This is a genomic window from Cellvibrio sp. (assembly GCF_039207905.1).
Lineage (GTDB): Bacteria > Pseudomonadota > Gammaproteobacteria > Pseudomonadales > Cellvibrionaceae > Cellvibrio.
This window is the reverse complement of record NZ_JBCECX010000008.1, coordinates 119644-145416: the sequence shown is the minus strand read 5'-3', so window position 1 is coordinate 145416 and position 25773 is coordinate 119644. Positions and strand designations below refer to the sequence as shown.

Here is a 25773-nt window from a genome sequence, read left to right as displayed (position 1 = left end):
ATTCGCACCTTTCTACTGCTGCACCCGGTTCAATCCATGATTAGCCCTGCCCGTAAACTCCTGAGACAGTTGCATCTCTGGCTGGGGCTCAGCCTCGGGTTGCTGTTTGTGGTGCTCGCCCTGAGCGGATCGGCACTGGTGTTCTATGTTGAAATCGATAAAGCACTGCATAGAGAACTCGTAAGCGAGACTCACCTTCCTGCGCCGCAGTGGGATGCATCCGTATGGGACCAAGCGCTGATAACCGCGCGCAAACACAGCGTTGACCCAGAGGGTGATTGGTCATTCGAAGTAACCGGCGCAGGTGGCGCCATCCCTGCACGTTATTACCCGCCCTCGCATCTTAGTGGCCACCATGCCGACCGCGAGATGGTGTGGTTCTCTGCCGATGGCACGCGCATTCTGCGAGCCGAGCCTTGGGGCAGTTATCTGATGAGCTGGCTCTACGAGTTACACATGCATTTGCTCGCCGGAGAGACAGGACGCCAGATCGTCGGTTGGTCGGGGTTCGCCATCTTGTTCTTACTACTCACTGGTTTATTGGTGTGGTGGCCCCGAGGTAGTTGGCGCAAAGCGCTAGCATTCAAACGTCACGCTGCTCCGATAAGGCGGATGCGCGATCTGCACAAACTGTCGGGCCTGTGGAGCATGCTCTTGCTATTCCTACTGGTGGCGACCGGCGCATTGCTAGCCTTGCCGACGGTCAAGGACACGCTGTTAACCGTAACCATCGCTGCTCCGGACAAGGTTCCTTCCCCGCGCTCCAGCGCATCAAATGGGCAACAGATTCCGTTGACCTTAGCGCTGGCAAATGCCCGGCATGCACTGCCGGATGGGCGCCTGACCTTTATTGATGCGCCCGGTGTCGGCGACAAGCCCTTCCGCTTTCGCGTGCAAGTACCGGGCGACCCTCATCAGCGCTTTCCCGGTAGCTTTGTGTTCGTCGATCAATATTCGGGCGCTGTGCTCGCAGTCCACGATGTGCGACAGGGCAACTCGGCCAGCGCCATCAATCGCTGGATTCGCCCATTGCATGATGGCTCTATTGGCGGGCTTACAGGTCGCGTTCTCGCAGTGCTGCTTGGCCTTGTGCCGCTTTTTATGTTCACTACCGGTGTCATCTACTGGCGACAACGCCTCCACACACGAAAAATCAGCTTAACCAGGGATTTACCATGAAGCTCTCTTGTATTGCAGTTTCCGCAGCACTTATCGCAACACCAGCTCTCGCGCAGCAGGCCAGCGGCAACAATGCCCAGGTGGAGACCGTTCTCGTCACAGGCAAGCGCAACCTCGACCAGAAGACAGAGGTTTCCGGCAGGCTCGGACTGAGCATTCAGGAAACACCAGCGACCGTCGATATCATCACGCAACAGGATTTCCAGACCCAAGGCATCCGCTCGTCAATCGAAGCAATGAACAGCGCGCCCGGTGTCGCTTCGGGCAATTTGCCAGGCTCCATCGGCTCGGTGTCGATGCGCGGTTTTCATCGCGCAGTGAACTACCTGTATGACGGTGTGCGCATGCCCAACTCGGATGCGGGTATGCGCAACTGGGACTCCTGGTCGTTTGAACGCATTGAAGTGATCAAGGGGCCAGCGTCGGTAACATCCGGGGAAGGTGCACTTGCAGGTGCCATCAACTTTGTCCCTCGCCGCCCCTCGCTCGAACGCGTCAGTGGGAGCCTGCTGGCTAGTAGCGGTAGCTTTGATACGCAACGTCTGGCGGGTGATATCAATGTCCCATTAAACGAAACAGTTGCCGTACGCACCAACGCGTCCTGGTCGCGTTCTTCCGGCTGGATCGATGATACTGACAGCGACACCCTGGCGATCTCTTCATCGTTGTTGATGAAACCCAATGAGCGCTTCTCTCTCACTCTTTCGCTCGACTACTTCGAAGATACTTTTTCAACTGCCTATTTCGGTACACCTCTCGTCTCGCGTGCCGTAGCACGCAACCCTTCATCAGCGGTGTCCGGTAGTAGTGGATTAGTGCTCGACAAAGCCATGCGGCGCGTTAACTTCGACCTAAGCGACAGCGATGTCAGCTCCGATTCCACTTGGCTGCGTGCACGCGCTGAGTATGAACTGACCGATACCATCAAGATTGTGAGCGATACGAGCTACTATGATAGCTTCCGCAATTGGCAGGACGCAGATGAATATACTTTTAACAACACCACGGAGTTGATTGATCGATACACGTCTTACCTCACACACGATCACCAATTCTGGAACCAGCGGGTGCATGTGGCGGTGGATGACACACTCTTTGGCTTACGCAATCGCTTCATGGTCGGAGTTGAAGCCGGTGAGACCGATTTCTTTACAAAGCGCCGTTTCGGGACAGCCACCTCAGTTGACCCTTTTGCACCTATACGCGGCAGCGTCATGCAGGATACGCCCGCCAACTTCTCAACTCGGCAGGACGTGAACGCCGATGTCGAGCAACTGGCTTTTTTCACTGAGAATGCTCTGAACGTGACTGACAAATGGCTGTTGGTTGCAGGGCTGCGCTACGACAACACCGACCTCGAACGGTACGTAGAAAACCTGGCAACCAGCGCAACGCAGCACTATGGCCAGACATATGAACCGCTATCATGGCGGCTTGGCAGCGTGTATAGCGTTACCCCTAAAACCCAGTTATTCGCCCAGTACACCCAAGGGGTTACGCCGGTCAGTGGCTTGCTTTTTATGAGCGCAGCCAACGCTTCATTCGACCTAACCACTGGCGAATCCTATGAAGGCGGCATTAAAACGTCTTTTGCAGAGGACAAGGCACAACTGACAGCTTCGGTATTCAATATTATCCAGGATGACATAGTGACCCGTGACCCACTCAATCCTGCGGTGACGCAACAGGGCGGCAGCCAGGGCTCCAAAGGAGCAGAACTGGCCTTGAATTGGGCACTGAGCAATACAATCAGCCTTGCTCTGAGCGGCACACTACTGGAAGCGGAATTTCGCGAGTTGGTGGAAGCTGGCGGAGCTGACCGCACCGGCAATCGCCCGGCTAACGTGCCCGAACGACTGGTCGATGCTGTTATCACTTATGCATCATCGTCTATGCCAATCACCATCACCACTAGCGTACGCCATAACGACGGCTTTTATACGTCCAACGCAAATAACGTGAAGGTTAATGGCTTCACCACCGTCGATAGCGCCATTGCCTGGCAAATGGATGCCGGTACACTGACCTTGCGCGGCCGCAATCTGACCGATGAGTTCTATGCGGACTGGTCCGGTTATGCTTCGGGTCTTGTATTCATCGGCGCACCACGCAGCGTCGATGTAACATTCACAACATCGTTTTAAACATAATTCATCGTGCTGCGTTTCAAACTACATCTTATATTTTTTGGACGCAGCAGATGAGTGATCTTCGACACCTATAAATAAAACTATGCCAATTTGAAATGAATTAGTTTTTTAAAAATGTGCAAATAAAAATAACAAATAATACGAAGTCCACACTGATCACACAGATTAAATTTTTACGCGAAATTTAATCAGGTCTTATGTCCACTTTGGGCACGCAGCAGTCATAACACGCCCCCAAGCTTGACGTCAATTACCGCATATTGCAGCATGCTTGAGCGTTACTTAGGGTATCTACTAGCGAACGAAAATGTATCAATTGATGATGGGGGACAAGGAGGTGAATTATTCAGATGGTATTTGTGCTGAGGTAATTAGTATGGATAAAAGACTGTAACAATAAACACATGAAACATTTTGGTTGAGCTGACTGTCTATTTTAGGGCGCCCTCCACTAGCTCATCTAACCCAATCAGTATTTTTTCACCCAGAAAGAAGTCTGATGGCTTTTCTATAAACTTATCTTCCAATAACTGGGGATTTTGTAGCCACAGCAGTGCTTCATGACCTGAATCGGAGCAACCAATGCAAATGCTTGAGCTTTTAACAACTTGATAAAAGGATGAGACAGTCCAACCTGCGGGAGCAATGAACTCGATATGCCTAACTTCGTAGTTTTTATTATTTGCAATAACGGTGGTTCGCATCTTAAGTCCTTTTGTATCTTTATCTCAAACCGCCGCGAACAAATTATCCGGGATAATGAACAACGATGCTTTTGCGACGGTTACGAGCAAATGCAGCAAATCCGGATTGAGCTGATAGCGAGCGTTTTTCGGCATCAGAACCGCTTCTCATAACGCTATGGTAATGATTTTTCTGGTCTTTTTTGATCTGCTCGATACTGCGCTGGTTCATGATTGCTCTCTAATTGAAGCCCTTAAGTGTCATCTTTCAATCATATTTCCAAAAAGCTTTATTGCCCTGCCTTACGACCAACAAAGACAGATATGTATCGTGTACTAGCTTCAATCACATAGGTAGTAATCGATTTTTTTATCTTCAACTGTACCGATCAGCTATAGCCGTCTCAAGATAGTCTATCAGTGCCAAGAAGCGTTCAAGGCTAGCATCTTTTAACAAATATTCTCTGATCGATGCCCCCTTTAGGAAGTAACCACTATTCACCCTGTTAAATAGCACTGAAGCGTCCATAGTTTGCGGACTCAGTGAATCAAGAAGCTTGTGGAATTTCAAAAGCAAACTCAGACGGATGATTCTGTCTTCGTCTAGTGCGACTAAATTTCCGCTGAGGCTGAGAGAAATCATTTGTCTATATATTTCTATACTCCAGCCACCAAGTAGCTCGCATTGTTCCGCCTCAGACAAGCCCCACTTTTCCTTCCTTGAGATGTTCGAAAGCCACAATAAACTAGCCGAACAATGGGCTGGAGTGATCGAATGCAAATCGATATCCTTCAAATCACGAACTCTCGTTTTCATTTGTTTCTGTAAAAATGGCTTGAGATGAGAGTTCCTTGCGACACTCGAAATCGACGTTTTTATCAGCCATGCTGTATCCCAAGCAATTCATCTTTTGCAGCCTCTAAAACTTTTCCAGGCTCAGTCTTCAACAGACATTGTGCGGCGAATCCTCCAAGGAATCCGTTAGGACTGGAGAACCAATAAGCAATACCCCAGTCGTTTTTGGCGGTGCCTAATTCTTTCAGAATCGCCGCCAAGCTCTCTATAGGACGAAATTTAGACTCAACTTCAAATGCATAGAGTGGATAATATTCAACGCCTTCGTAAATTACGCTGAATAGCTTCTTCTTAGACTTCCATTCTGTGAGCTCAGAACTTGATTCAAATCTAGCTAGCTTTAAAAGTTCAGAGTCAAGAATCCATTCAGTTGAGGCAATCACCCAAGATTGCGACTTCAATAATTTCTGAGCACGCCGCTCATCGACACGTTCGCTACCCATCATCAAAAGTAAATCGCAAAAACATCTGTATGATTTACATCTTTTCTAGTTCCAGGCCCCACCAGAACGTACACAGTGTTGCGGGTCACAAAGAAGCATGGTTGTATCATCTCCACCAAAGCGGTTGACCTACGAAAGTGTCCACTATTCAAATAGCCGTACTGGTCTTCAATCACAAAATTGACGTACACGAACACTGGTTGAATATTAATTGTTTTCAATGCTTGTCGCTGCTCTTCAGTAACGATTGCGTCCCAGATGACCCAACCCCGTGCAACACAATAAGGTTTATCAGGAAACATTTCATTTGCAACTTTGACGAATTTTGACGCATCGCCCTCATCGCATCCGAATTCAAAATATTCTCCAGGTTCGTATATTAAACTTGCAATCGACTGGATTTCCGAATCAATCATTAATGTTCACCCTAGTCATTTTCAATGCTATCACCCATGCATGCCTGCTTGCCGGACGCTCTTTCCCTCAGCTTTTTGGACCGTTTCAGAGCTGCAATTTGGCTACTTGGCTCTTCAGATATGAGCACATCCAAATCGCCCTCTCTTTTAAAAAAAGTTAATATTTTTAGCACTGTTCCCACTGTTGCAAGCCCTTTTTCCGCCTCAACAATTCTCCCGCGAGACATACCTAATATTTTTGACAGCTCACGCTGAGTCATATTTTTTTCAAGTCTAGCCTCTTTTAATCGCCGCCCCAATAGCTCACATTTTTCTTCAATATTCATTGCTGTTCCGCAAGGTTCATTATTTCGATCACTAAGCGCAATTAATGACTTTAAGGTTTGGTTTTTCGATCATTACCTGCAAAAATTTTAATTTGAAATATTATTCAAATTCCACTCTATCCCAGCATAGCGAATTTTACTATTGCTCTTTTCTTACCAACCGATTTAAATTTAAAACACAATTCAATTTACCAGTACATATTCAGGAGCTAGTTCATGAGCGAGCCGAATCTTAAAACTCGATTCCACAATGAAGTTATTACAGGAGCACCAGAGTCGTTATTGCCACGCAACTTGAGCGAGGACTGGCTAGATTTTCTTTTGCATGAGTTTCAGTGCATGCACAACAAAAATGGCAGCGATAACTTCTCATTGCTTGTGTCCGCAGTTTTAAAAATACTTTCCAGTCGCAGCGGAACTACCGAGCTTGAAATGACAGCAGACGAGCTCATCAGATGTTTGAATAACTACTCCATGGAGCTTTCACTTGAAAAATTGAATAGAGTTGGCGCAGTGAAATCATCAAGCCCGACAAACGAAACAATTTTGACAAATCGAGTGATAAAGATGACTGAAATCTATTGAGCCCTTCTGCATTTATGTGCAGCAATTCGAACGTTAAAAAAAGTGCCACTGTGCGACCAGTTGGCACTTTCCAAATAACTTAAAAGCAAAGGATCACCCATTCATGGCGCCCTACTTACACCTGCACCATGACCATAATCCGTAATGATTGAGAATAAACACTAAAGAAACAGGGTCCAAATTTGGGGGTCAGAAAACACCCAAAATCGTACACATTTTGTGTACAAGATACCACCGTCCGTATCATGTCGCAATGGAGAAAACCATCGCGTCTCAATCTTATCTTGGGCTCATAAAATGGCTGATTGATGCTCGCATATCCCGTGGATGGAGCATTCGGGATTTAGCAGCTGAATTAGATGTAGCTCATACCACCATCCATAGGATAGAAACTCTTGAACGCAGATTAGATGTGCATGAATATGTTCACTACTGCCGAGCTTTGAATCTCGATCCCATCGAAGGTATAACCCTATTTCTCCTGCGCTAACTCCCGACGGACAGCAGGGAGTTAAATATTCAATAAATAGTGAGCCTAATCACAGCACATCAAAATGAGAGCAGATATCTACAATTCTGCCCCTTCTACTCTACCCTTGTTGCAGCTAAGCACGCTTATCTCAGCCCTATCTAGTGATACCCCAGTATCGAGTCCAACTCTGCTTCAAGAAGCGAGCTTTATACTTGCGCCCGATTCTGACTCCAACGTAGTCGGTTGGGGGTATTGAGGCTTCAGCAGCGGCAGAGAGCCTTTGGGAGAGGCTTGAGCCCAAATACAATGAATCTTAGAGGGGATGGGGAGATTATTTCGTGGCGGTGAGATTATTGGGTTGCCGATCTTACAGGCTTTCATTGCGGAGAATTAGCAGGTAGATTGTGCAGAATATAGTGAGAATTTACATTTTCGGAGGTAGCAGTTCTAGCCCGAAATATTATATTGAAATGTTATATATAACATTTGGGCCCAGACGCAAAACCGACTGGAGGATGCATGACGTGGGACTTCAGAAAATTGGTAACTCGAAATATTATATTGGATGAGGTAAGTGTTTCGCAACGTAAAACAATCAAACCCCAAGGCTCAGTTGCACCTTGCATTGCTTCCTGGATTTTAGCGTTGATTGCCGAGCGATTTTGAAAACAGTCATCCAACTCCATAGAGCCAATCGCATTACGCATAGAGGTCATGGCCAATTGCGTACACGCCAATTTGTAGTCGGTGATGTTGTTGGTCGCCGCGGCAGCGTCGATAACCTTGATAAACAATACACCGTCGATGCTTAGCGCAATATTGTCTTTGGTGATTGCCGATTGCTTGGGAATCACCAGCGACTGCTCTTTTAAATTGCGATCAGCTTCTACTGACTCGACATAGGGCACAATAAAATTTAAACCCGAGCTCAGTGTTTTTGTGTATTTCCCAAAGCGATAGATAACATAACCACGGTTTTGCGGTACAAAATGAATACCTTTTTTCAAGGTATAAAGCAGCACTAACGCAACCCAAAAAGCTGGGCTGGTTAAGATTGAAAATAACGCATCCATATCAAGATCCTGAGTGAGGTGGTTCGGTAAAACGGTACTGCAATTTGGCTCCCGCCCGTAGACGGGTTAATGAATAGGCCAGTTAATTATTGGGACGCTTTCGCTTTGGCGACTTCCTGATCGCGCAATTCGCGGCGCAAAATTTTTCCTACATTGGTTTTAGGCAACTCTTTGCGGAATTCAATCAGATGTGGAACCTTGTAAGCAGTCAAAGATTCTTTGGCAAACTTACGCACCTGCTCGATTGTCAGCTGCTCGTTAGCGGTTACGATAAATGCTTTTACAGTTTCGCTACCATCGCCATCCGGAACACCGACAACCGCAACTTCGACGATATCTGGGTGGCCACTCAGCGCATCTTCCACTTCGTTAGGGAATACTTTAAAACCGCTCACGTTGATCATGTCTTTTTTGCGATCAACAATCTTAATAAAACCATCTGGCTGAATAACAGCAATATCACCGGTTTTAAACCAACCATCCGCGTCAATTACTTCTGCTGTGGCCTCCGGGCGCTGCCAGTAGCCTTTCATCACTTGCGGGCCCTGCACACACAATTCACCCGCTTCACCAGACGGCAAACTATTACCTGCATCATCGATAACTTTGCAATTCGTATCAACCAACGGCAAACCAACAGTTCCGTGTTGCACATTTTCAATCGGGTTATTGGATACAACCGGAGATGTTTCGGTTAATCCGTAGCCTTCGCTGAGTGGAGCTTTGGTGAGCTCAATCCAGTGGCGATTGGTTTCTGCTGTCAGTGCCATACCGCCAGAACAGGTAAGGCGTAAATGACTGAAATCCAATTCACAAAAATCTTTGTTGCGCATCAACGCATTGAATAAGGTATTCAGCCCTACAAAAAATGTGAACGGTTTTCCTTTCAAGGTTTTTACGAAACCGGGAATATCACGCGGATTAGGAATCAACAAGTTGTGATTACCCAAGGACACTGCGGATGTGCAGTGAATAGTAAAAGAGTAAATGTGATAGAGCGGCAGAGGTGCAACGTAAAACTCCTGACGCGGGCGGAAAACATTTTTCATCCGCTCATTCAGTTGCGCCATATTAGCGACCAAATTGCGGTGGGTCAGCATCGCACCTTTCGCTACACCAGTGGTTCCACCGGTGTATTGCAGTACGGCAACATCATCGGGCGTTTGTGCAACTGGTTGCCATGGTTTGGTAGCGAGTTCGAGGGTTTTGTTAAACGCTATTTGATTGGGGAATTCAAATGGCGGCACCATTTTTTTAAGATGCTTTACCGCAAAATTTAATAACACACGCTTCAGTGGGGAATGCAAATCGGCAAGCTCGGTTACGATCACCTGCTCAACACTGGTATCTTTAATAATGGCGGCCGCATTTTTAGCGATGTTAGCCAACACCACCAAGGCTTTAGCGCCCGAGTCATTCAATTGATGTTTTATTTCATGTGCGGTGTAAAGTGGATTGGTATTCACCACCACCATACCAGCGCGCAACGCACCAAACACTGCAACTGGATACTGCAGAATATTCGGCAGCTGCACGGCAATTCTATCGCCGGGTTTTAAATTAGTATGCTGCTGTAAATAAGCGGCAAAACGGCCAGAGAGCCGATCCAAATCAGCATAAGTCAATGTGCGATCCATACAGGTGAACGCATTGCTCTCAGCATATTCTTTACAGGATCCCGCAAAAACGTCTGTAAGTGTTCTGTTGTAATTCAATGACATTCGACATTCTCCACTTTCATTATTGTATCGATATTGTTACACCGACATTAAAATTCATCGCTGGCTAAATTCATCAGGTTATCCGCACCTGACTCAATCGCCCTCACTAAACTAATGGTTCGCGGCAATAGGCGCGCGAAATAAAAATCGGCAGCAGCCAGCTTGGCGCGATAAAAACCTGGATCAGAAACCGGTTGCGCAAGCTGCTCAAGCGACGTCTTTTCCGCTTTAAGCCATAAAAACGCTAACACAAGATAGCCCGAATACATCAGATAATCTACCGCAGCCGCCCCGGTTTCATCCGCGTTGCGCTCAGCCCGATCCGCAATATTCACACTAAGTTGCCGCCACTCCTGACTGAGTGTAGCTAATTGGGCAACATGTGCAGCGAGTTGTTCATTTCCAACACAAGTAGCCAAAAACGCGTCTATCTCATCAACCAGTGGTGATAGCGCTTTTCCTTCCGATCCCAGCACTTTGCGTCCCAGCAAATCCAGCGCCTGAATACCGGTGGTGCCTTCGTACAAAGTGGCGATACGGCAATCGCGCAAATTCTGCTCCAGCCCCCACTCGCGAATATAACCGTGACCACCAAGGCATTGCAGGGCAAGGTTGGCAGACTCGAAACCTGCCTCTGTACTAAATGCTTTCACAATCGGTGTAAGTAAACTGAGCTGGTCTGTAGCCTGCTGCCGCTCACTGGAGTCGTTGGAGTGCTGACTTATATCCATTTTGATATTGGCGTAGTAGCAGAGCATACGAATGCCCTCAACCAATGATTTTTGGGTAAGCAGCATGCGGCGAACATCGGGGTGGACAATAATTGGATCAGCAGCGCCTTCGGGATTTTTCACGCCCGTTGCCGAACGCATCTGCAACCGCTCACGTGCATACCGGCGGGACTTTTGGTAGCCCAGCTCCGCGTGCGCTAATCCATGTAATGCCGAGCCGATCCGCGCGAGGTTCATAAAGGTGAACATGTGATTCAAGCCTTTGTTCACTTCTCCCAACAGCCAGCCCTTCGCACCATCAAAATTCAGTACGCAGGTAGCATTGCCGTGAATACCCATTTTCCGCTCGAGCGAACCGCAGCTCACTGCATTGGCAGAAACGATTGCCCCATCCGCTGCCGTGAGGAATTTAGGTACAACAAACAGGGAAATACCTTTGGTTCCCGCTGGAGCACCGGGTAAGCGCGCGAGCACGATATGGACAATATTGTCAGCGAGATCGTGATCACCCGAGGAGATAAAAATCTTGGTGCCGGTGATGTGATAACTGTCGTCGGTCTGCAACTCAGCACGCGTAGTTAGCAAGCCCAAATCACTGCCTGCTTGCGCTTCGGTGAGGCACATAGTTCCCGTCCAATGGCCGGAAATAAGCGCGGGCAGATATTGTTGTTTTTGTGCTTCGGTACCGTGAGTTTCGATGGTGTGCATAGCACCTTGGGACAAACCGGCATACATCCCCCAAGACCAATTGGGCGTGCCGAGGATTTCACTCAGAATCACACCGAGCGACTGCGGTAATCCTTGGCCACCATAAACGCTGGAGCGCGATAAGGTAGGCCAACCTGCTGCACAGTATTGTGCATAGGCCTCTTTAAATCCTGCCGGGGTAAAGACTTTGCCATCGCGCAATTGGCAGCCCTGCTCATCTCCCACTGCACTCAGTGGTGCTAATACTTGCTCTGCAAAGCGCGCCGCTTCGCCGAAAAAAGCCTTGGTCAATTCGCGATCCAACGCGGCATGACCAATCGCGCGACAGTGGTCGGCGTAGTTAAATAATTCGAAAAGGGTAAAGTCGATATCGCGCAAGGGCGTTTGGTAATTGTTCATCCTTAACCACCCAGGTAATAACCTGCTGATGAGTTGAAACAGCGAGCTCAGGTGCCCGCTAACCGGTTGATAATCTCATTATTGTTAATATCTAGCGTCAGGATTCTAACGAATTACGCCAGTGCAAGTGCAATCCTTATCGCAAATAGTTACGCTTTTTAACACTTCGAGAACTAAAAGTTTGAATCAGTAGCAATTCAGCGATTTATGCGGACCAATTGTTTGTGCGGGTCAATATGTCCAGCAACTGCGCAGTCACTGCTGCGGTGAAGCCCCAAATTTCATAACCTTGATAATGATAGACGGGGATTTGAATCATTCTGCCGTGCCGTTCAAAAGTATCTTCACGCACCTGGATACCCTCTTTGAAAACGCTGAGCGGCACCAGAAAAATACTATCCAACTCATCGGGAGAAGCGTAAAGCGGCAAGCCAGGATCAAAGCTGGCGACAAATGGAGTGACGGGGGTTCCCGCACGCGTGTGGGATTGGGGTAAGCGCCCCAGCAATTGGATTCCCGTATTCGGCAAACCTATTTCTTCGTGAACTTCGCGTTGGGCGGTGGCAAACAAATCAATATCGCCCTGCTCCCACATCCCACCCGGAAAACAAACTTCGCCCGGATGCTGGCGCAAATGCGCAGCGCGCTTGGTAAACAGAATTGAAGGATTATCATCATTACTAATCAACAGGATTACCGCTGCTTGCGGTTGTACAACGTCGATCAATGGATCATGAATTAAATACTGCGATATAGCCTCGAACATTCCGGCACTCATGGCAACAACTCCGGATCAGTCAATTGCCACACATCAAATGCGGGCTCTTCGTAAGGATGCGCTGTGCGTAACGCAGCGATAGCAGTACGAATATATTCATCAGCGCAAACCATTTCAACCCGATACTCAGGAAGAGTTTCCAACTGATTTAAAGTGCCGATAAAAGGAGCTGAATTTACGAGTGGGCGAAATTGACCTTGCCCGAGGACTTGCCAACTGCATTGGTCATAATCACCAATGCGCCCAGCACCGGCAGCAAAGACAGCTGCCTTAACAGAATCGAGATGAGATTCAGGAACAAAGAAGACTAATTTATACATCTACCCTGCCCCCGAATTCGAATGTGGATAAGTTGCTTTAAATAACGCGCACCGCGATTACGTGCTCCACTTTAGCGAGCGCATCGATAACAGCAGCAGATGGAGCTTGCTCAACGTCAATAATGTTGTAGGCAACATCACCGCGACTCTTGTTGACCATATCAACCACATTAACTTTGTGATCAGCCAACACAGATAACACATGCCCCAACACACCAGACACATTTTCGTTGGAGAAAGTGATGCGCGCACCGATTGCAGGTGAACGATCCATTGACACTGCCGGGAAGTTAACAGAATTTTTGATGTTGCCGTTTTCCAGATAATCCACCAGCTGGTCAGCCGCCATAATTGCGCAATTCTCTTCCGCTTCTTCAGTGCTGGCGCCGATGTGTGGCATTGCATAAACATCTTTGCGATTAAGCAAAATTGGCTCAGGGAAATCGCAAATATATTTACCCAGGTGACCGGCATTCAAACTATCAACAACAGCATGCGCATCCACAATAGCTTCGCGCGCGAAGTTCAATAAGGTCGCGCCTTTTTTGGTCACTTTCAGCGTGTCAGCATTCAACAAATGTTTGGTGGCTGGAATCGCAGGGACATGCAAGGTGATGTAATCTGAACGCGCCAGCAATGATTGCAGGTTTTCCATACGGCCAACCTGACTCGGCAAACGCCACGCAGCTTCAACTGACAGCGCCGGATCAAAACCCACTACATTCATACCTAACGCAAGTGCAGCATCCGCAATCAATGAACCGATTGCACCCAAGCCGACAATACCCAGTGTTTTACCTTGCAATTCAAAACCGGCAAAGTTGGATTTTTCTTTTTCCAACAACTTGGACATCTCGTCCGCGTCGGTCATGTGGGTCAAACTATTTACATAGGTCATACCCGGAAGTATGCCGCGCGAACCCAGCAACATGCCGGTCAACACCAACTCTTTTACCGCATTCGCATTTGCACCCGGGGAGTTAAATACCACTACACCTTTTTTGGTGTACTCCTCAACCGGAACATTGTTGGTGCCGGCACCTGCGCGAGCTACGGCCTTCACACTTGCCGGCAAGTCTTCGCCGTGCAATTTGTGACTGCGCAAGATGTATGCATCTGGATGGCCAATATCGCTGGCGACTTCGTATTTTTCACGCGGAAAACGATTCAAACCTCTTACAGAAATCGCGTTGTATGTTTTTATTTTAAACATGATCATTAATCCTCAGAGCGCTAACAAAAAGGCCGTGTAAAAACACGGCCTTGCGAAAAATCACTAACAAATCAGGCGGCCGTGGCTTGTTCGTATGCCCAGGTCAACCATGGCAACAAGGCTTCCAGATCTGCCGCACCAACAGTTGCACCACACCAGATACGCAGACCTGGAGGAGCATCGCGGTATGCACCAATGTCGTAAGCCACACCTTCTTTATCCAACAATTTGATCATCGCTTTAACTTGATCAGGAGTTGCTTTCAAAGTGAAACACACACTGGTGTTAGACAGGGTTTCATCTGCCTGCGCCAGGAAATCAATCCACTCATTTGCCGCAACAAATTTCTTCAATACTTCAAGATTGGCATTTGAACGCGCGATGGTTTCTTTCACACCGCCAATTGCGCGCACCCAATCCAGCGCATCAAGATAATCAGCAACTGCCAACATAGATGGAGTGTTGATGGTATCGCCTTTGAAAATACCTTCTACAACTTTACCGCCACTGGTCATACGGAACAGTTTTGGCATCGGCCATGACGGCTTGTAGGTTTCCAAGCGCTCAACCGCGCGCGGGCTGAGAATCAACATACCGTGCGCACCTTCACCACCGAGTACTTTCTGCCAGCTATAAGTGATCACATCCAACTTTTCCCACGGCATTTCCATTGCGAATACAGACGAGGTCGCATCGCAAATGGTCAAACCTTTACGGTCAGCAGGAATCCAATCGCCATTAGGCACTTTTACGCCGGAGGTGGTGCCGTTCCAGGTGAAGATAACATCATTATCAAAATTCACTTTGGACAAATCGGGCAGCAAACCGTAATCCGCTTCGTGCGCATTGACATTCAATTTCAATTCTTTAGTGGCATCGCTCAACCAGCCCTTACCGAATGACTCCCACTGCAGAATATCCACACTGCGTGCGCCCAACAGCGACCACATGGCCATTTCAACTGCGCCAGTATCCGAACCTGGTACGACACCTACGCGATAGCCTTCCGGCAGACCGAGCAATTCGGCAGTGTCTTCACACGCACGTTGCAACGCCGCCTTACCGATAGTCGAGCGATGTGAACGCCCCAAGGTAGAAATATCGAGTTGATCCAAGCTGTAGCCCGGGCGCTTGCTGCAAGGGCCAGATGAGAAATTGGGGTTGCTGGGTTTTACTGCTGGCTTCATGGTGATCCTCTAGCTGACAAGAAAAGCGAGCCTGCAGGACAAAACCGGCAGCACCCGCCAAACGGGGCTCGCCCTCAACCAACTTACAGGGCAAACCCGGAAAATTCGGGGCGTCGATTATGCCAGCTACACATCAAATAACCTAGCCAGCGAATGGGGATTCGCGAGGAAATAAAGCAAGCCAGTAATTCGGAGACAAAAAAAAGCCCTCTGAAACTCAGGGGGCAAGAGGGAGACGTCGATGCATCAACCAGACATCGACGGTGAGAGACCATTAACCATTTAAAGCTCAGCTTCGTTCGAGGATAAAGCCAAGTAAAAGCAATCAACTGGGACTAATTTAAAACTTAATGACAGCGCTGTCAAACTTAATATTTAAAGAACCCAAAAATATGGGATCAATCGCTCAAAAACGCATATTTTGGGGTTCTTTAACAATAAAAATTTATGCTGGCTGAGCCTTGAACTCTTCCATGGCGCAGTACTTCGCAATGAAATCTTCATGATTTGGCAGCAAACGTAGATTGCTAGCAACATGATCACTAAAGCCTTTCATGTATGCCCTGAATTCATTATCCGCCATGTTGTCGACGATTGGTTGGTAGTGCTGTGGAGCAAAACCCTGCCCGATCATCACTTGCGTCCAACCATTGCTCCTGAACAATTCATCACCACCCAAGAACAACATTCCACTTTCAACAAACATATCCATACGATGACGAAGCGTGTCGGGTACAGGCATAGTTCGCACGTAATTCCAGAATTCGGTATCGGTACGACGCGTGGAGTGATAATGCAAAATAATAAAGTCACGAATACTTTCGGCTTCTTCGCGCGATTGACGATTATATTCTTCAACCAAGACCGGCTGAACTCCGCGCAACGGGAATAATCGCAAAAGGCGGATCAGCGCTGATGTAACCATATGAATACTGGTTGACTCCAATGGCTCTAAAAAACCTGAGGACAATCCAAGCGCGACGCAGTTTTTATTCCATCCCAATTTGCGACGACCGGTTTTAAATTGAATTAAACGGGGATTCATTAACATCTCGCCATCAATATTGTTTGCGAGAGTTTTTTCCGCCCAATTGCGATCCGCAAATTCACTTGAATAAACAACGCCGTTACCCGTACGGTTCTGCAACGGAATACGCCATTGCCAACCAAACTCGTGCGCTGTGGCACTGGTATAGGCTGTTGCGGGCCCAACTTTGGATGACTGCACAGCAAGTGCCGTATCGCATGGCAACCAATGCTGCCAATTTTCATAACCCGTTTTTAATGTTTCTTCGATCAACAACCCACGGAAACCGGTGCAATCAATAAAAAAATCACCATCCAGTGTATAGCCATTTTCTAAATGCAAACGAGTGATGTAACCAGAATCAGCATCTTGCTCAACACGCTCGATCTTCCCTTCTTGTCGCACAACTCCGAAAGACTCGCTGAAGCCACGCAAATATTTTGCGTATAAGCCCGCATCAAAATGAAACGCATAATTTAGAACCGGGTTCTCGCATATAGCAAACTTGCCCGCACGAGCAGCTTCCTGCTCCAAACAATATGCGCCAAAGGGAGCTTTCATTCCCAGCTTTTGGGATCTAGCCCAAAAATGCTGGAACTCACCTCCCCAAAAAATACGTCCAACCTGACCAAATGCGTGAATATAATCTTCACCAATTTCGCCCCAATTCTTAAAATTAATTCCTAATTTGAAAGTCGCGTGTGTAGCACGCATCACCTCTTGTTCTGGAATACCAACCAATTTATGAAATGCCATCATCGTCGGAATAGTCGCTTCACCAACACCTATGGTGCCAATGGCATCTGACTCAAGCAAAGTGACACTAACCTTTCCTTGATATATTTTTCCGATGGCAGCCGCCGCCAACCAACCAGCAGTACCGCCGCCAACAATGACTACATTTTTTATCGCCTGCATATCCGACCTCTCTAACCTTTATTTTTGTGCGTAGCAATACTGCAGCTGTTTTTATTAAAGACGGCTATTTTTAATATCAACCATTTGTTGAATGTTTGTAATTGAACCAATTATTAAATAGGCATAACGAAGTATGCCCGATCGATGCAAATTAACTACTTCGGCATCGGGTAATTTCATCAATTTTTCTTTGCTAACTGTCGCGTAATAATTATTTTTATAATGCATACCACCTGAGAACTCTATATCCAGCGTGATATTTTCAATCAAATCCAGACGCTTGAATTCAGCCAACATCCTGGCATTTTCTGCCACACCTTCATGCACTACCGACAGTACATCGGCCATACGATCCAGAAATGGAGAGTTCCCACCAAAGGGTAAAAAAACTGACTCACCTTCATCGTTTTTTGAGATCCGCGGACTGTCCATATCAATGTGAATAACAGGTTCCACATTACCTGAAGTCCGCTCTTGCATACCAATAATGAACGGCTCTCGCTCAATTACTGCTGGGATATAAGGCACAAGCCATTCATCACCCGATAAAAATAAATTTTCATTCATCTCAAAACCAAAAAGAGCAATAGTGAGCCACCCTCCATTCTCTGCCGCTTGAAACAAAATCGGGTAGTGTTTATGTATTTCATTGAATTCAGTTGGATAAACTACGCTGCCTCCAACAGCATCACCTAATTCCGCACCACGACGTTTTATAATGCGCAAATTTTTATGGGCGATATTATTAAGCAATTGATACTGAGCCATAACCAAACTCCACCTAGTTGTTCATTTTTTCTTTTAGTTTATTAAAATAATTACGATTATGCGGCAAATGCGTGAGGTAACCATCTCGTTTTGCCATTGAGCTTTCTATTTCCTTTAGCAATTCTCTCCGCTTGTCATCTGTACGAGAAACGCAAAGCTTCATGTAGGAAGGCTGCATCCCCATCAAAATATATTGGTAACTTGCGGATGGGAACAACTCCATAAAGTGACCAAAATCATTCAGCACCGGATCGCGATAACGCCATTCTTCCAATAAATTTTTCAACCGATCGGTGACCGGTATATTTTCAGTTACATGGCGCCAATAAGCAGAGTCACGGCGATCACTTAATAGATAATGCAGCTGCAAAAAATCCCTGATCCGATTCCAGCGCTGAACAAAAAGCGTATTGTATCTCAGCGCAATACCCGCTAAAGCCGAATTTGGTGCAGGTAAATTCTCACAAAGATAGGATGCTGTCAGCTCCACCATCACTAACGCAGACGCCTCTAAAGGCTCGATAAATCCAGCGGACATACCGACTGCAACACAATTTCCAACCCACGGATTTAAACGATAACCAGGATTGATAACTAATTGCCGAGCCTCAGCTACGGAAACATCTTTATTAATATTTGCGACATACGCTGCTAACACCTCGCGTGCACGCTCCTCTGTAGAGAATGCACTTGCATATACATATCCGACTCCACGACGATGCTGTAGTCCAATATCCCAAATCCAACCCGCCTCTTGCGCCGTCGATAATGTCGCGCTGTGAATTGGATCATCCGCATTGGGATACGCAACTGGAATAGCCAAGGCACGGTCATTGGGGGACACATCCGCCAAAGAAACAAATTCGCTTGGTAATACCCCACCAATTAATTGATTATGCGTTCCGCTAGCATCAATAAAAAAGTCAGCTTCCAGCCTGGTGCCATCAGCGAGATTTAAGGCTGTTATTAATCCTTCACCACTAATATCTGCAGTCTTAAAATGCCCGATAACATGCATTACTCCAAGCCGATCGACCGCATGCATCTTCAATAGCTGGGCAAATTTTCCCGCATCAAGATGATAACCATAATTTAATACCCCGGCATAATCCGGAGTTTGCAATTGCTTGGGAGCAACTCCTGCATCAATTGCATGAGACTGCACACAAAGCCAATGTGCAAAAGAAGTCGGGGGATTTATATCCTGAAAGGTCGCACCACGAGAAGCCTTACCAGATCCCGGCGGAAGCGTAAAAGGATGATCGTAACTCTCGCCTTGACCCACACACCAGTTAATAAAACGAGAACCTTGCTTAAAGGATGCACTGCAAAACTGTAAAAATTCCTGCTCGCCTATACCAATTTTCTCAAGCGTATCGCGCATGCTGGGCCAAGTCCCCTCACCCACTCCAATAGTAGGAACATCGGACGATTCAACCAAAGTAATTGCAATGGGCTCGGAGTCAATTTTTATACGCTCAGCAGCCAAGCGCGCTGCCACTATCCAGCCTGCCGTACCGCCGCCCAGTATCACTATTTTTCGCTGCACACGATTACCTCAATGTAGAGCTATAGTTTAATAACTACAAAAAACAAAGCCGCTGTTACCAGCGGCTTTGTTTGAACAATCAGATATAAAACATCCGCATTAGAAGTTGTAACGCAGACCTACCTGATAACGAGCCCCCAAGTCTTCCAAAGATAACAACTGAGCTTTTGAACGACCGTGAGTACGATAGTTTTCGCCAGTGATGTTGATACCTTCGAGAGTAACAGTCAGGTTCTCATTGATCTCATATCCAGCTGACACGTCGATTTGTGAATACTCTTCAACGTATTGTGGTTGGTTACCACCACCAGCGGTACGGCTCAACAAGAACGCATCACGCCAGTTGTACGCGATACGCAGCTGCCATGCATCTTTGTCATAGAAACCAACAAAGTTAGCAGTGTCTGACAAACCTGTCATCGCAAACTGACCTTCAGTTGAGAGGTTATCGAACTCAACATCAGCATCAACCATTGTGTAGTTAGCCTGAACACCGAAACCAGAGTCACCGAACCAATGCTGAGCTGCAAACTCGAGACCATCAATAACAGTTGCCTTGTCATTTACAGGCTTGTTCACAGCCCAAACTAACAATGGGTCATCATTGTCAGCACGAACCCACAAACCACCATTGTGCGGAGAAAGGAATGCGTCATCTGAGTTAGCACGTACATATGCATGCAACGCAGCTTCATCACCTTGAGAAATTCCGCTTCCGGTCGCAAGTTGACCTAAACGCACATCACGTAAACCGTATGCATTCTCTTCGAAAATTTGAGTACCAATAAATCCATCTACGTCCTTACGGAAGTAACCTACTGACACGTAACTGTCATCGGTGTAATACCATTCCGCAGAAAGATCGATGTTTTGCGATTCCATTGGCTTAAGGCCTGCATCACCAGCATTCGCAGTGCGGTGGTACAAATCGTTCAGACCAACATCAGGACGCAAATCGGCGTAGCTTGGACGACCAATAGTTTCGCTGTAAGAGAAACGCAATTTCAGAGAATCGATTGGGCTAATGTCGAAGTCAATGTTCGGCAATAGGTAATCGTATGAACCAGTTTCTCTTTGTTGGGTTTTCTCTTGTGCATAAACAACTGACCAGTCGTTATCGCTTTGCCACCACAGCAGCTCTGGAGCATTTACCAAAGAGGATGAAGTTACATCAGTCTCTTCATAACGCAAACCAACTACCAGGTTAGACTCTAAACCACCGATCTCGAAGTTAGAGTTGAACTGGGCAAATGCTGATTTGCTCTCTTCTTCGATGGTACGGTTAGTGGTGTAAATACCATTCCACTGCACCTTACCATTTACAAAATCATAGAAGTCTCTTGGATACTTCCCGCTAGCATAAATGCTTTCCGCAGCTTCACGAAGCTTAGGAATATTGGCATCAACACCAACGAAGAACAGATCATTTTTAGTGGTTGAACCGTAGTCAGGGAAATCTTTTCCGAAATCACGGCTTTCAAAGAATTGATCAGGGAATGCTGTCGGATCAACACCATCCCAGTTACCGATACCTTGACGGCTATCGCCAGAAGCACGGCTGCTGTTTTCATCAGTACGTTGTTCAATACCAAATTTCAAACCAGCGTTTTCAAAGAAACCTGAGCCGTTGAATTGGAATTCACCGACCAATTGGGTTTGCTCAATTTCAGTACGGGTATGTGAGCGTGGGTTGTTACTCATTGCCCCACTTACATCACCACCATCAACAATACCGTTACCATTACCGTTATAGTATGGCTCGTGAGTTTGTTCACCCGGATCTTTAATGCCATTTTTGTTTTTGTCGTCATAACGATCACGTAAAAGGTTGTCGTTAATCTTGACACTCATGAGTGGCATTTCTTTCGACCAGTCAACAAACTCTTCCGTTACAACATTTGCATTTAACCCGAGCTCAAGACCTTGAGTGTAGTTATTAGCACTAGAGGTGTGATGATCAAGAGTCAACTTCAATTGATCATTAACTTCAAATGCGAAGTTAAGACCGAGAGAGTTGTTTTGAGTCAATGACGTTTGCTGACCGCCAGCAAAAGATACGTCTTTGGTACCATTGTAAGATTCACGGTACAGGATTGGAGTACGAACGGCACCGTTATCGAAGGTTAATTCAGAGATTGCATTGGTATTAAACCAAACTGATTGCTGTGCACGCTCAGAAGTGCGGTCAAGCTCAGAATAGGTGTAATCCAAAGTAGTTGTTAAGCGCTCAGTCGGCTTAAATTGGATAACTGCTTGAGCATTGGTACGCTCACGCTTGTTGTCCTGTACTTCATAACGCAAATCGGTTGGCAATGCGTATAAATCACCTTCGTTTGGAGCGTTGTTGATTTTTGCACCAGCTTGGAAGCGGCTAGTGGAAGCTGCATCCCACTTGTTAATGTTAGCCCAGTTGTTTACGAAGTTATTCGCGTTTGAGCTATCACGACGCTGGTAAGAACCAGTTACAGAAACACCGAAGGTATCATCGTCATTTACCCAAGAGTACAAACCAGAAACTTCTGGAGTGATTTCATCACCAGCACCAGAGCGCACGGTCTCATCTTGAATTGCTTTAACACCAACGCTTGCACGACTACCTGCTTCCAAAGGACGCAGGGTTTTGATGTTGATAGTTGCACCCAATCCACCTGTTGCAACATCAGCACGACCGGTTTTGTAAACATCAACACCAAACACAGACTCAGATGCCAAGTTACCAAAATCGAATGCACGAGTTGATGAATCACCTGTATTGCCGCTAGCAACAGCAGGCATAACACGGCCGTTCAAGGTAACCATGTTCAATTCTGCGCCGATACCACGTGCAGTTACTTGAGAACCTTCACCATCTGAACGGTTAATAGAAAGACCTGAAATACGCTGTAAAGATTCTGACAAGTTTGAGTCAGGCATTTTACCGATGTCTTCCGCAGAAATAGCATCAACAACACCCACAGCATTACGCTTGGTATCCATCGCCTGTGCAACAGACGCACGAATACCAGTAACGGTTACTTCTTCTACGGTGTCATCTTGTGCAAACGTCACGCTGCTGAAACTTGCTGCAGCAATTGATGCTACGGCAGTCGCCAGTATTTTTTTCTTAAAGCTTATAGTTTTGTACATGGAGCTCTCCTTTATTATCGTCAGGAATTATGTTTTTCCGGTACACACATGCCTGAACTGCAGCCGGGGATGACTACACTTCAAACATTTTCACTCTCGGGATGAGAATGAATTCTTCGCTGAGTTTCTAGCTATAGTTTTTGTTGCACTAACTCTAGAACGGTTTTTTGGATATAAAAACCTTAATTATCGTTTTTTACGTATAAATAACACTTACTAACACTTTGACTATTTGGCGCACGAATACCTCCCCTTAATTTGCGCACAAAACTACTACTATGTGACAGCGCTGTCAATTATTTGAAAGAGCTTTCACGTGTAAATTTAAGCAATAGAAATTGCACCGAACTTATGGTCAAAATGACAAAATAATAAACAGGCTTATCCTGGTGCCTTACAGCTGCCAATTAATCGGTGACCGACCATGGCCTTGTAAATAACCATTTGCCTGCGAGAAGTGGCCACAACCGATAAATCCCCGATGCGCCGACAGTGGGGATGGATGAGGAGCCTTGAGAACCAGATGTTTGCGATGATCAATGAACGCAGCCTTCTTCTGCGCGTAACTTCCCCACAGCAAAAACACAACACCTTCGCACTGATCATTAACCAATTGAATTGCTTTATCGGTGAAGATCTCCCACCCCTGCCCTTGATGCGAGCCGGCACGAGCCTGTTCCACTGTCAAAGTAGCGTTGAGCAACAAAACGCCTTGATTTGCCCAGCTTTGGAGACAACCGTGGTTTGGGATGGTAAACCCGAGGTCGCGACGCAACTCTTTAAACATATTTTGTAATGATGGCGGTGCAGGAATACCCGGCTGAACCGAAAAACAAAGCCCATGAGCCTGATTGGGGCCGTGGTAAGGATCTTGCCCAAGAATAACGACCTTGATTTGATCAAGTGGGGTTGAATTAAATGCATTAAAGATAAATTTGGATTCAGGGAAGATCACCTTTCCTGCCTGCTTTTCCATGAGCAAAAACTGCTTCATCTGCTGCATGTAAGGGAGATCAAACTCCGGCGCCAAATGCGCGAGCCAGCTGGGATGTAAATCGATAGGTTTGCGAGAAGTATTCATTTTAGAGTGACCAAAAAAGTTTGACGCACTCTACCACCGGGATTACTAAAACAGAAAGAATTGCAGCTCGCTAGTTAAATACCCAGCGCAATCCAGCACTGACAACACGCCCCGCCCCCGGCACACCAACATAGTTAGAAGGACGATTAGCTGGCAGCAAATACTGTTTATCGAACAGATTGTCGATATGAAGATAAATCTCTACATCACTGCGTGTGAGGTACGACAAATGCGTGCTGTATAGGGTATGACCACCAAAATCCGTATATTCCGTAGTCGCGATATTAGCGGGCGACTCCTGTTCATTAGGGTCGCGTTTGGCGCCCTGATAATTCGCCAGCAAACTGTATGTCCACTGATTGCGATGATAGCTAAGGCTGCCACTAAACAAATTATTTGATTCCGTATGAATGAAACCCACCGGGCTCATAATATGGGTGAGCGCAAGCCGCGACTCCCAGTGCTCTCCCCACGCGCTCTGCCACTCAAACTCCAATCCTGCAACACTTTGCTGGCTATTGCCCCAACTGCGCTTAAATTGCGGGGTTATAGTTTCAACAATCGCATCTTTAACATCGGTACTAAACAAGGTTGAAGAAATGTAACCCTCGCTCAACAAATGCATCCAAACCAACTCTGTTGTTTGGGCAGTTTCCGGACGTAAATTAGGGTTTTGTTCAAAACCAGTACTGTTCAGTACCGAGGTTTCAATCCGGCTTGGGGCGCGAAACGCCTCGGAATACAACAGTTTTAATGTGTCGGCATCGCCCAGTTGCTGCACCAATCCAACCCTAGGGCTCAAATGCGAGCCAAAGTCTGAATAGCTATCACGACGCAAACCTAAAGTCAGTGCTAATTGATCAGTGATCGGCGTTTGATACTGACCAAAAAAGCCATTAATGATGCGGTCATCCTCAGGAGCCTGGGGTACGTTTACCAAGGACTGATTAGTGGGCGATTCAACGTGCGCGTCAGTATCCACCAACTCTGGATTGCGCCATTCCCATCCCATTAACCAATGGGCACGGCCGAATTCGCCCTGAAGAATCCACTGTGTCCCCATCTCATCCTCATGCACTCCACCGTCGATAATTGAGTAGGGAATAAGAGATGCTGCGGCACGCAAATCGAAGGCTTTGTGCCCGTTGAAAACATGGCCTTTGATGGAGATTTGATTATCAAACTCGCGCTGCCAGCCGATATTCACGCTTTCAGATGAAGTCGTATAGCGATTAACGTCGTTGTCCACGTAACCAGATACATAGAAACCGTTCATATCGCGCTCGGCAATGCGCGCGGTTAAATAAAACTCGCCCATTTTGGCGCTGAGATAAAGATCATCCGATTGAAATGGATCTCGCGCACCTACGTAAACTGGCGTAGCAGGATTGGGAAACGGCTCATAGATCTCCATCTGCTCACCATCGCTTTCAGTGCGCCCCGCGTAAATCGCCAAACTACCGACCTCACCCTGCCAGTTCCAAGCAAGACTAGTATGACGACGCCCATAACTACCGGCATCGACTACCAGCTCGCGCCGGCCAGCAGTAATAATATTAATCACTCCCATCACCGCATTGCTGCCATAGATGGAAGAGCCGGGACCGCGGATAAACTCCACCCTCTCTACATTCTCAATGCTGATAAGGCTATCGCCTTGATTCGCCCCACCCGACCAATCGTTATTGAGCCGCTGCCCATCCAGCAAAATCAGTATTTCACTACCGTTATTACCCAAGCGGCGACCGCGACTGGACATACTTAGATTGAGCGTAGAAGCATCAGAACGGTAACCCTGATAACCGGGAACCAGGTTCACTAACTGGGGAAGATTTTGCAAACCCAAGCGGCGGATATCGGCACGGGTAAAGACGGTCATTGAGGATGGAACTGTCTGGAGGGACTCATCGGTAAGGGTGGAACCGGTAATTTTGGTCTGCAGAAGGGTCTCCAGCGAAAGCGCTAGCAAATCAGCATCCTCCGCCCGCGAATAGCCGGATACAGCGCAAGACATGCTCAATGTAATCCACCAAAATGGTTTTAGACAAAGTCGTGCCATTACGA

General features: G+C 46.9%; 23 protein-coding genes. 4 read left to right on the top strand and 19 right to left on the bottom strand.

The features are described from left to right. Window positions 1-36: 36 nt before the first annotated feature. Both AAGC78_RS06790 and AAGC78_RS06785 read left to right on the top strand, forming a co-directional pair. A complete protein-coding gene (locus AAGC78_RS06790; RefSeq protein ID WP_435783298.1) occupies window positions 37-1179 on the top strand; it encodes a PepSY-associated TM helix domain-containing protein in 1143 nt (380 codons plus the stop codon). Further along, window positions 1176-3323: a TonB-dependent receptor gene (locus AAGC78_RS06785; protein ID WP_435783297.1), complete on the top strand. Its 2148-nt coding sequence runs from the start codon at window positions 1176-1178 to the stop codon at window positions 3321-3323. Before AAGC78_RS06790 ends, AAGC78_RS06785 begins: the two co-directional genes overlap by 4 nt. 437 nt (window positions 3324-3760) lie before the next feature. Here the strand turns inward: AAGC78_RS06785 and AAGC78_RS06780 are convergent, their stop codons facing one another. The 6 genes from AAGC78_RS06780 to AAGC78_RS06755 all read right to left on the bottom strand — a co-directional run bounded on the left by AAGC78_RS06780 (window position 3761) and on the right by AAGC78_RS06755 (window position 6053). After that, window positions 3761-4033, bottom strand: a complete 273-nt coding sequence (locus AAGC78_RS06780) for a hypothetical protein (protein WP_435783296.1) — start codon at window positions 4031-4033, stop codon at window positions 3761-3763. A 43-nt stretch (window positions 4034-4076) separates the two neighbouring features. Then, complete coding sequence (locus tag AAGC78_RS06775; RefSeq protein WP_435783295.1) at window positions 4077-4244, bottom strand: hypothetical protein; 168 nt, start codon at window positions 4242-4244, stop codon at window positions 4077-4079. Between the two features lie 144 nt (window positions 4245-4388). After that, window positions 4389-4829, bottom strand: a complete 441-nt coding sequence (locus AAGC78_RS06770; RefSeq protein ID WP_435783294.1) for a hypothetical protein — start codon at window positions 4827-4829, stop codon at window positions 4389-4391. Between the two features lie 62 nt (window positions 4830-4891). Then, entirely contained in the window at window positions 4892-5314 is a 423-nt protein-coding gene (locus AAGC78_RS06765) for a hypothetical protein (protein WP_435783293.1), read from the bottom strand. Then, a complete protein-coding gene (locus AAGC78_RS06760; RefSeq protein ID WP_435783292.1) occupies window positions 5314-5727 on the bottom strand; it encodes a DUF6957 family protein in 414 nt (137 codons plus the stop codon). Before AAGC78_RS06760 ends, AAGC78_RS06765 begins: the two co-directional genes overlap by 1 nt. An 11-nt stretch (window positions 5728-5738) precedes the next feature. After that, entirely contained in the window at window positions 5739-6053 is a 315-nt protein-coding gene (locus tag AAGC78_RS06755) for a helix-turn-helix transcriptional regulator (RefSeq protein WP_435783291.1), read from the bottom strand. Window positions 6054-6269: 216 nt separating this feature from the next. Between AAGC78_RS06755 and AAGC78_RS06750 the strand changes: the two genes are divergently transcribed. Next, entirely contained in the window at window positions 6270-6638 is a 369-nt protein-coding gene (locus AAGC78_RS06750; protein WP_435783290.1) for a hypothetical protein, read from the top strand. Between the two features lie 253 nt (window positions 6639-6891). Next, on the top strand, window positions 6892-7128 hold the full coding sequence (locus AAGC78_RS06745; protein ID WP_435783289.1) for a helix-turn-helix domain-containing protein: 237 nt from the start codon (window positions 6892-6894) through the stop codon (window positions 7126-7128). Window positions 7129-7583: 455 nt separating this feature from the next. Here AAGC78_RS06745 and AAGC78_RS06740 read toward each other — a convergent pair whose 3' ends face one another. The 13 genes from AAGC78_RS06740 to AAGC78_RS06680 form a co-directional block, all read right to left on the bottom strand. Then, a complete protein-coding gene (locus AAGC78_RS06740) occupies window positions 7584-8183 on the bottom strand; it encodes a paraslipin (protein WP_435783288.1) in 600 nt (199 codons plus the stop codon). 86 nt (window positions 8184-8269) lie between these two features. Further along, the gene (locus tag AAGC78_RS06735) at window positions 8270-9904 is read right to left on the bottom strand and encodes an AMP-binding protein (protein WP_435783287.1); all 1635 of its coding nucleotides are present in this window, start codon (window positions 9902-9904) and stop codon (window positions 8270-8272) included. Between the two features lie 47 nt (window positions 9905-9951). Next, complete coding sequence (locus tag AAGC78_RS06730; RefSeq protein ID WP_435783286.1) at window positions 9952-11742, bottom strand: acyl-CoA dehydrogenase C-terminal domain-containing protein; 1791 nt, start codon at window positions 11740-11742, stop codon at window positions 9952-9954. A gap of 205 nt (window positions 11743-11947) precedes the next feature. After that, window positions 11948-12520, bottom strand: a complete 573-nt coding sequence (locus AAGC78_RS06725) for an NUDIX hydrolase (RefSeq protein ID WP_435783285.1) — start codon at window positions 12518-12520, stop codon at window positions 11948-11950. Beyond that, window positions 12517-12840, bottom strand: a complete 324-nt coding sequence (locus tag AAGC78_RS06720; RefSeq protein WP_435783284.1) for an NGG1p interacting factor NIF3 — start codon at window positions 12838-12840, stop codon at window positions 12517-12519. Before AAGC78_RS06720 ends, AAGC78_RS06725 begins: the two co-directional genes overlap by 4 nt. Window positions 12841-12877: 37 nt before the next feature. Beyond that, on the bottom strand, window positions 12878-14053 hold the full coding sequence (locus AAGC78_RS06715; protein ID WP_435783283.1) for a phosphoglycerate dehydrogenase: 1176 nt from the start codon (window positions 14051-14053) through the stop codon (window positions 12878-12880). A 71-nt stretch (window positions 14054-14124) separates the two neighbouring features. Further along, complete coding sequence (locus tag AAGC78_RS06710; protein WP_435783282.1) at window positions 14125-15240, bottom strand: phosphoserine transaminase; 1116 nt, start codon at window positions 15238-15240, stop codon at window positions 14125-14127. Window positions 15241-15685: 445 nt separating this feature from the next. Further along, window positions 15686-17185 (bottom strand): tryptophan halogenase family protein, encoded by a 1500-nt coding sequence (locus AAGC78_RS06705; protein WP_435783281.1) that lies wholly within the window; start codon window positions 17183-17185, stop codon window positions 15686-15688. 54 nt (window positions 17186-17239) lie between these two features. Beyond that, window positions 17240-17953, bottom strand: coding sequence for a SapC family protein (locus AAGC78_RS06700; protein ID WP_435783280.1), 714 nt, complete (start codon window positions 17951-17953; stop codon window positions 17240-17242). 13 nt (window positions 17954-17966) lie between these two features. Beyond that, window positions 17967-19502, bottom strand: coding sequence for a tryptophan halogenase family protein (locus tag AAGC78_RS06695; protein WP_435783279.1), 1536 nt, complete (start codon window positions 19500-19502; stop codon window positions 17967-17969). A 99-nt stretch (window positions 19503-19601) separates the two neighbouring features. Next, window positions 19602-22628 carry a TonB-dependent receptor gene (locus AAGC78_RS06690; protein ID WP_435783278.1) on the bottom strand — a complete coding sequence of 1009 codons (3027 nt, stop codon included), beginning with the start codon at window positions 22626-22628 and terminating at the stop codon, window positions 19602-19604. 394 nt (window positions 22629-23022) lie between these two features. After that, window positions 23023-23709: a uracil-DNA glycosylase gene (gene ung / locus AAGC78_RS06685; protein WP_435783277.1), complete on the bottom strand. Its 687-nt coding sequence runs from the start codon at window positions 23707-23709 to the stop codon at window positions 23023-23025. Between the two features lie 70 nt (window positions 23710-23779). Next, complete coding sequence (locus AAGC78_RS06680) at window positions 23780-25723, bottom strand: TonB-dependent receptor plug domain-containing protein (protein ID WP_435783276.1); 1944 nt, start codon at window positions 25721-25723, stop codon at window positions 23780-23782. Window positions 25724-25773: the final 50 nt, after the last annotated feature.

Excerpts from the sequence above, each read along its gene's own strand:
- AAGC78_RS06680 (WP_435783276.1), bottom strand. The coding sequence starts at position 25,723 with ATGTCTTGCGCTGTATCCGGCTATTCGCGGGCGGAGGATGCTGATTTG.
- AAGC78_RS06765 (WP_435783293.1), bottom strand. The coding sequence starts at position 5,314 with ATGATGGGTAGCGAACGTGTCGATGAGCGGCGTGCTCAGAAATTATTG.
- AAGC78_RS06760 (WP_435783292.1), bottom strand. The coding sequence starts at position 5,727 with ATGATTGATTCGGAAATCCAGTCGATTGCAAGTTTAATATACGAACCT.
- AAGC78_RS06725 (WP_435783285.1), bottom strand. The coding sequence starts at position 12,520 with ATGAGTGCCGGAATGTTCGAGGCTATATCGCAGTATTTAATTCATGAT.
- AAGC78_RS06705 (WP_435783281.1), bottom strand. The coding sequence starts at position 17,185 with ATGCAGGCGATAAAAAATGTAGTCATTGTTGGCGGCGGTACTGCTGGT.
- AAGC78_RS06740 (WP_435783288.1), bottom strand. The coding sequence starts at position 8,183 with ATGGATGCGTTATTTTCAATCTTAACCAGCCCAGCTTTTTGGGTTGCG.
- AAGC78_RS06750 (WP_435783290.1), top strand. The coding sequence starts at position 6,270 with ATGAGCGAGCCGAATCTTAAAACTCGATTCCACAATGAAGTTATTACA.
- AAGC78_RS06785 (WP_435783297.1), top strand. The coding sequence starts at position 1,176 with ATGAAGCTCTCTTGTATTGCAGTTTCCGCAGCACTTATCGCAACACCA.
- AAGC78_RS06710 (WP_435783282.1), bottom strand. The coding sequence starts at position 15,240 with ATGAAGCCAGCAGTAAAACCCAGCAACCCCAATTTCTCATCTGGCCCT.
- AAGC78_RS06770 (WP_435783294.1), bottom strand. The coding sequence starts at position 4,829 with ATGAAAACGAGAGTTCGTGATTTGAAGGATATCGATTTGCATTCGATC.
- AAGC78_RS06715 (WP_435783283.1), bottom strand. The coding sequence starts at position 14,053 with ATGTTTAAAATAAAAACATACAACGCGATTTCTGTAAGAGGTTTGAAT.
- AAGC78_RS06745 (WP_435783289.1), top strand. The coding sequence starts at position 6,892 with ATGGAGAAAACCATCGCGTCTCAATCTTATCTTGGGCTCATAAAATGG.
- AAGC78_RS06720 (WP_435783284.1), bottom strand. The coding sequence starts at position 12,840 with ATGTATAAATTAGTCTTCTTTGTTCCTGAATCTCATCTCGATTCTGTT.
- AAGC78_RS06775 (WP_435783295.1), bottom strand. The coding sequence starts at position 4,244 with ATGAACCAGCGCAGTATCGAGCAGATCAAAAAAGACCAGAAAAATCAT.
- AAGC78_RS06780 (WP_435783296.1), bottom strand. The coding sequence starts at position 4,033 with ATGCGAACCACCGTTATTGCAAATAATAAAAACTACGAAGTTAGGCAT.
- AAGC78_RS06755 (WP_435783291.1), bottom strand. The coding sequence starts at position 6,053 with ATGAATATTGAAGAAAAATGTGAGCTATTGGGGCGGCGATTAAAAGAG.
- AAGC78_RS06790 (WP_435783298.1), top strand. The coding sequence starts at position 37 with ATGATTAGCCCTGCCCGTAAACTCCTGAGACAGTTGCATCTCTGGCTG.
- AAGC78_RS06700 (WP_435783280.1), bottom strand. The coding sequence starts at position 17,953 with ATGGCTCAGTATCAATTGCTTAATAATATCGCCCATAAAAATTTGCGC.
- AAGC78_RS06690 (WP_435783278.1), bottom strand. The coding sequence starts at position 22,628 with ATGTACAAAACTATAAGCTTTAAGAAAAAAATACTGGCGACTGCCGTA.
- AAGC78_RS06730 (WP_435783286.1), bottom strand. The coding sequence starts at position 11,742 with ATGAACAATTACCAAACGCCCTTGCGCGATATCGACTTTACCCTTTTC.
- ung (WP_435783277.1), bottom strand. The coding sequence starts at position 23,709 with ATGAATACTTCTCGCAAACCTATCGATTTACATCCCAGCTGGCTCGCG.
- AAGC78_RS06735 (WP_435783287.1), bottom strand. The coding sequence starts at position 9,904 with ATGTCATTGAATTACAACAGAACACTTACAGACGTTTTTGCGGGATCC.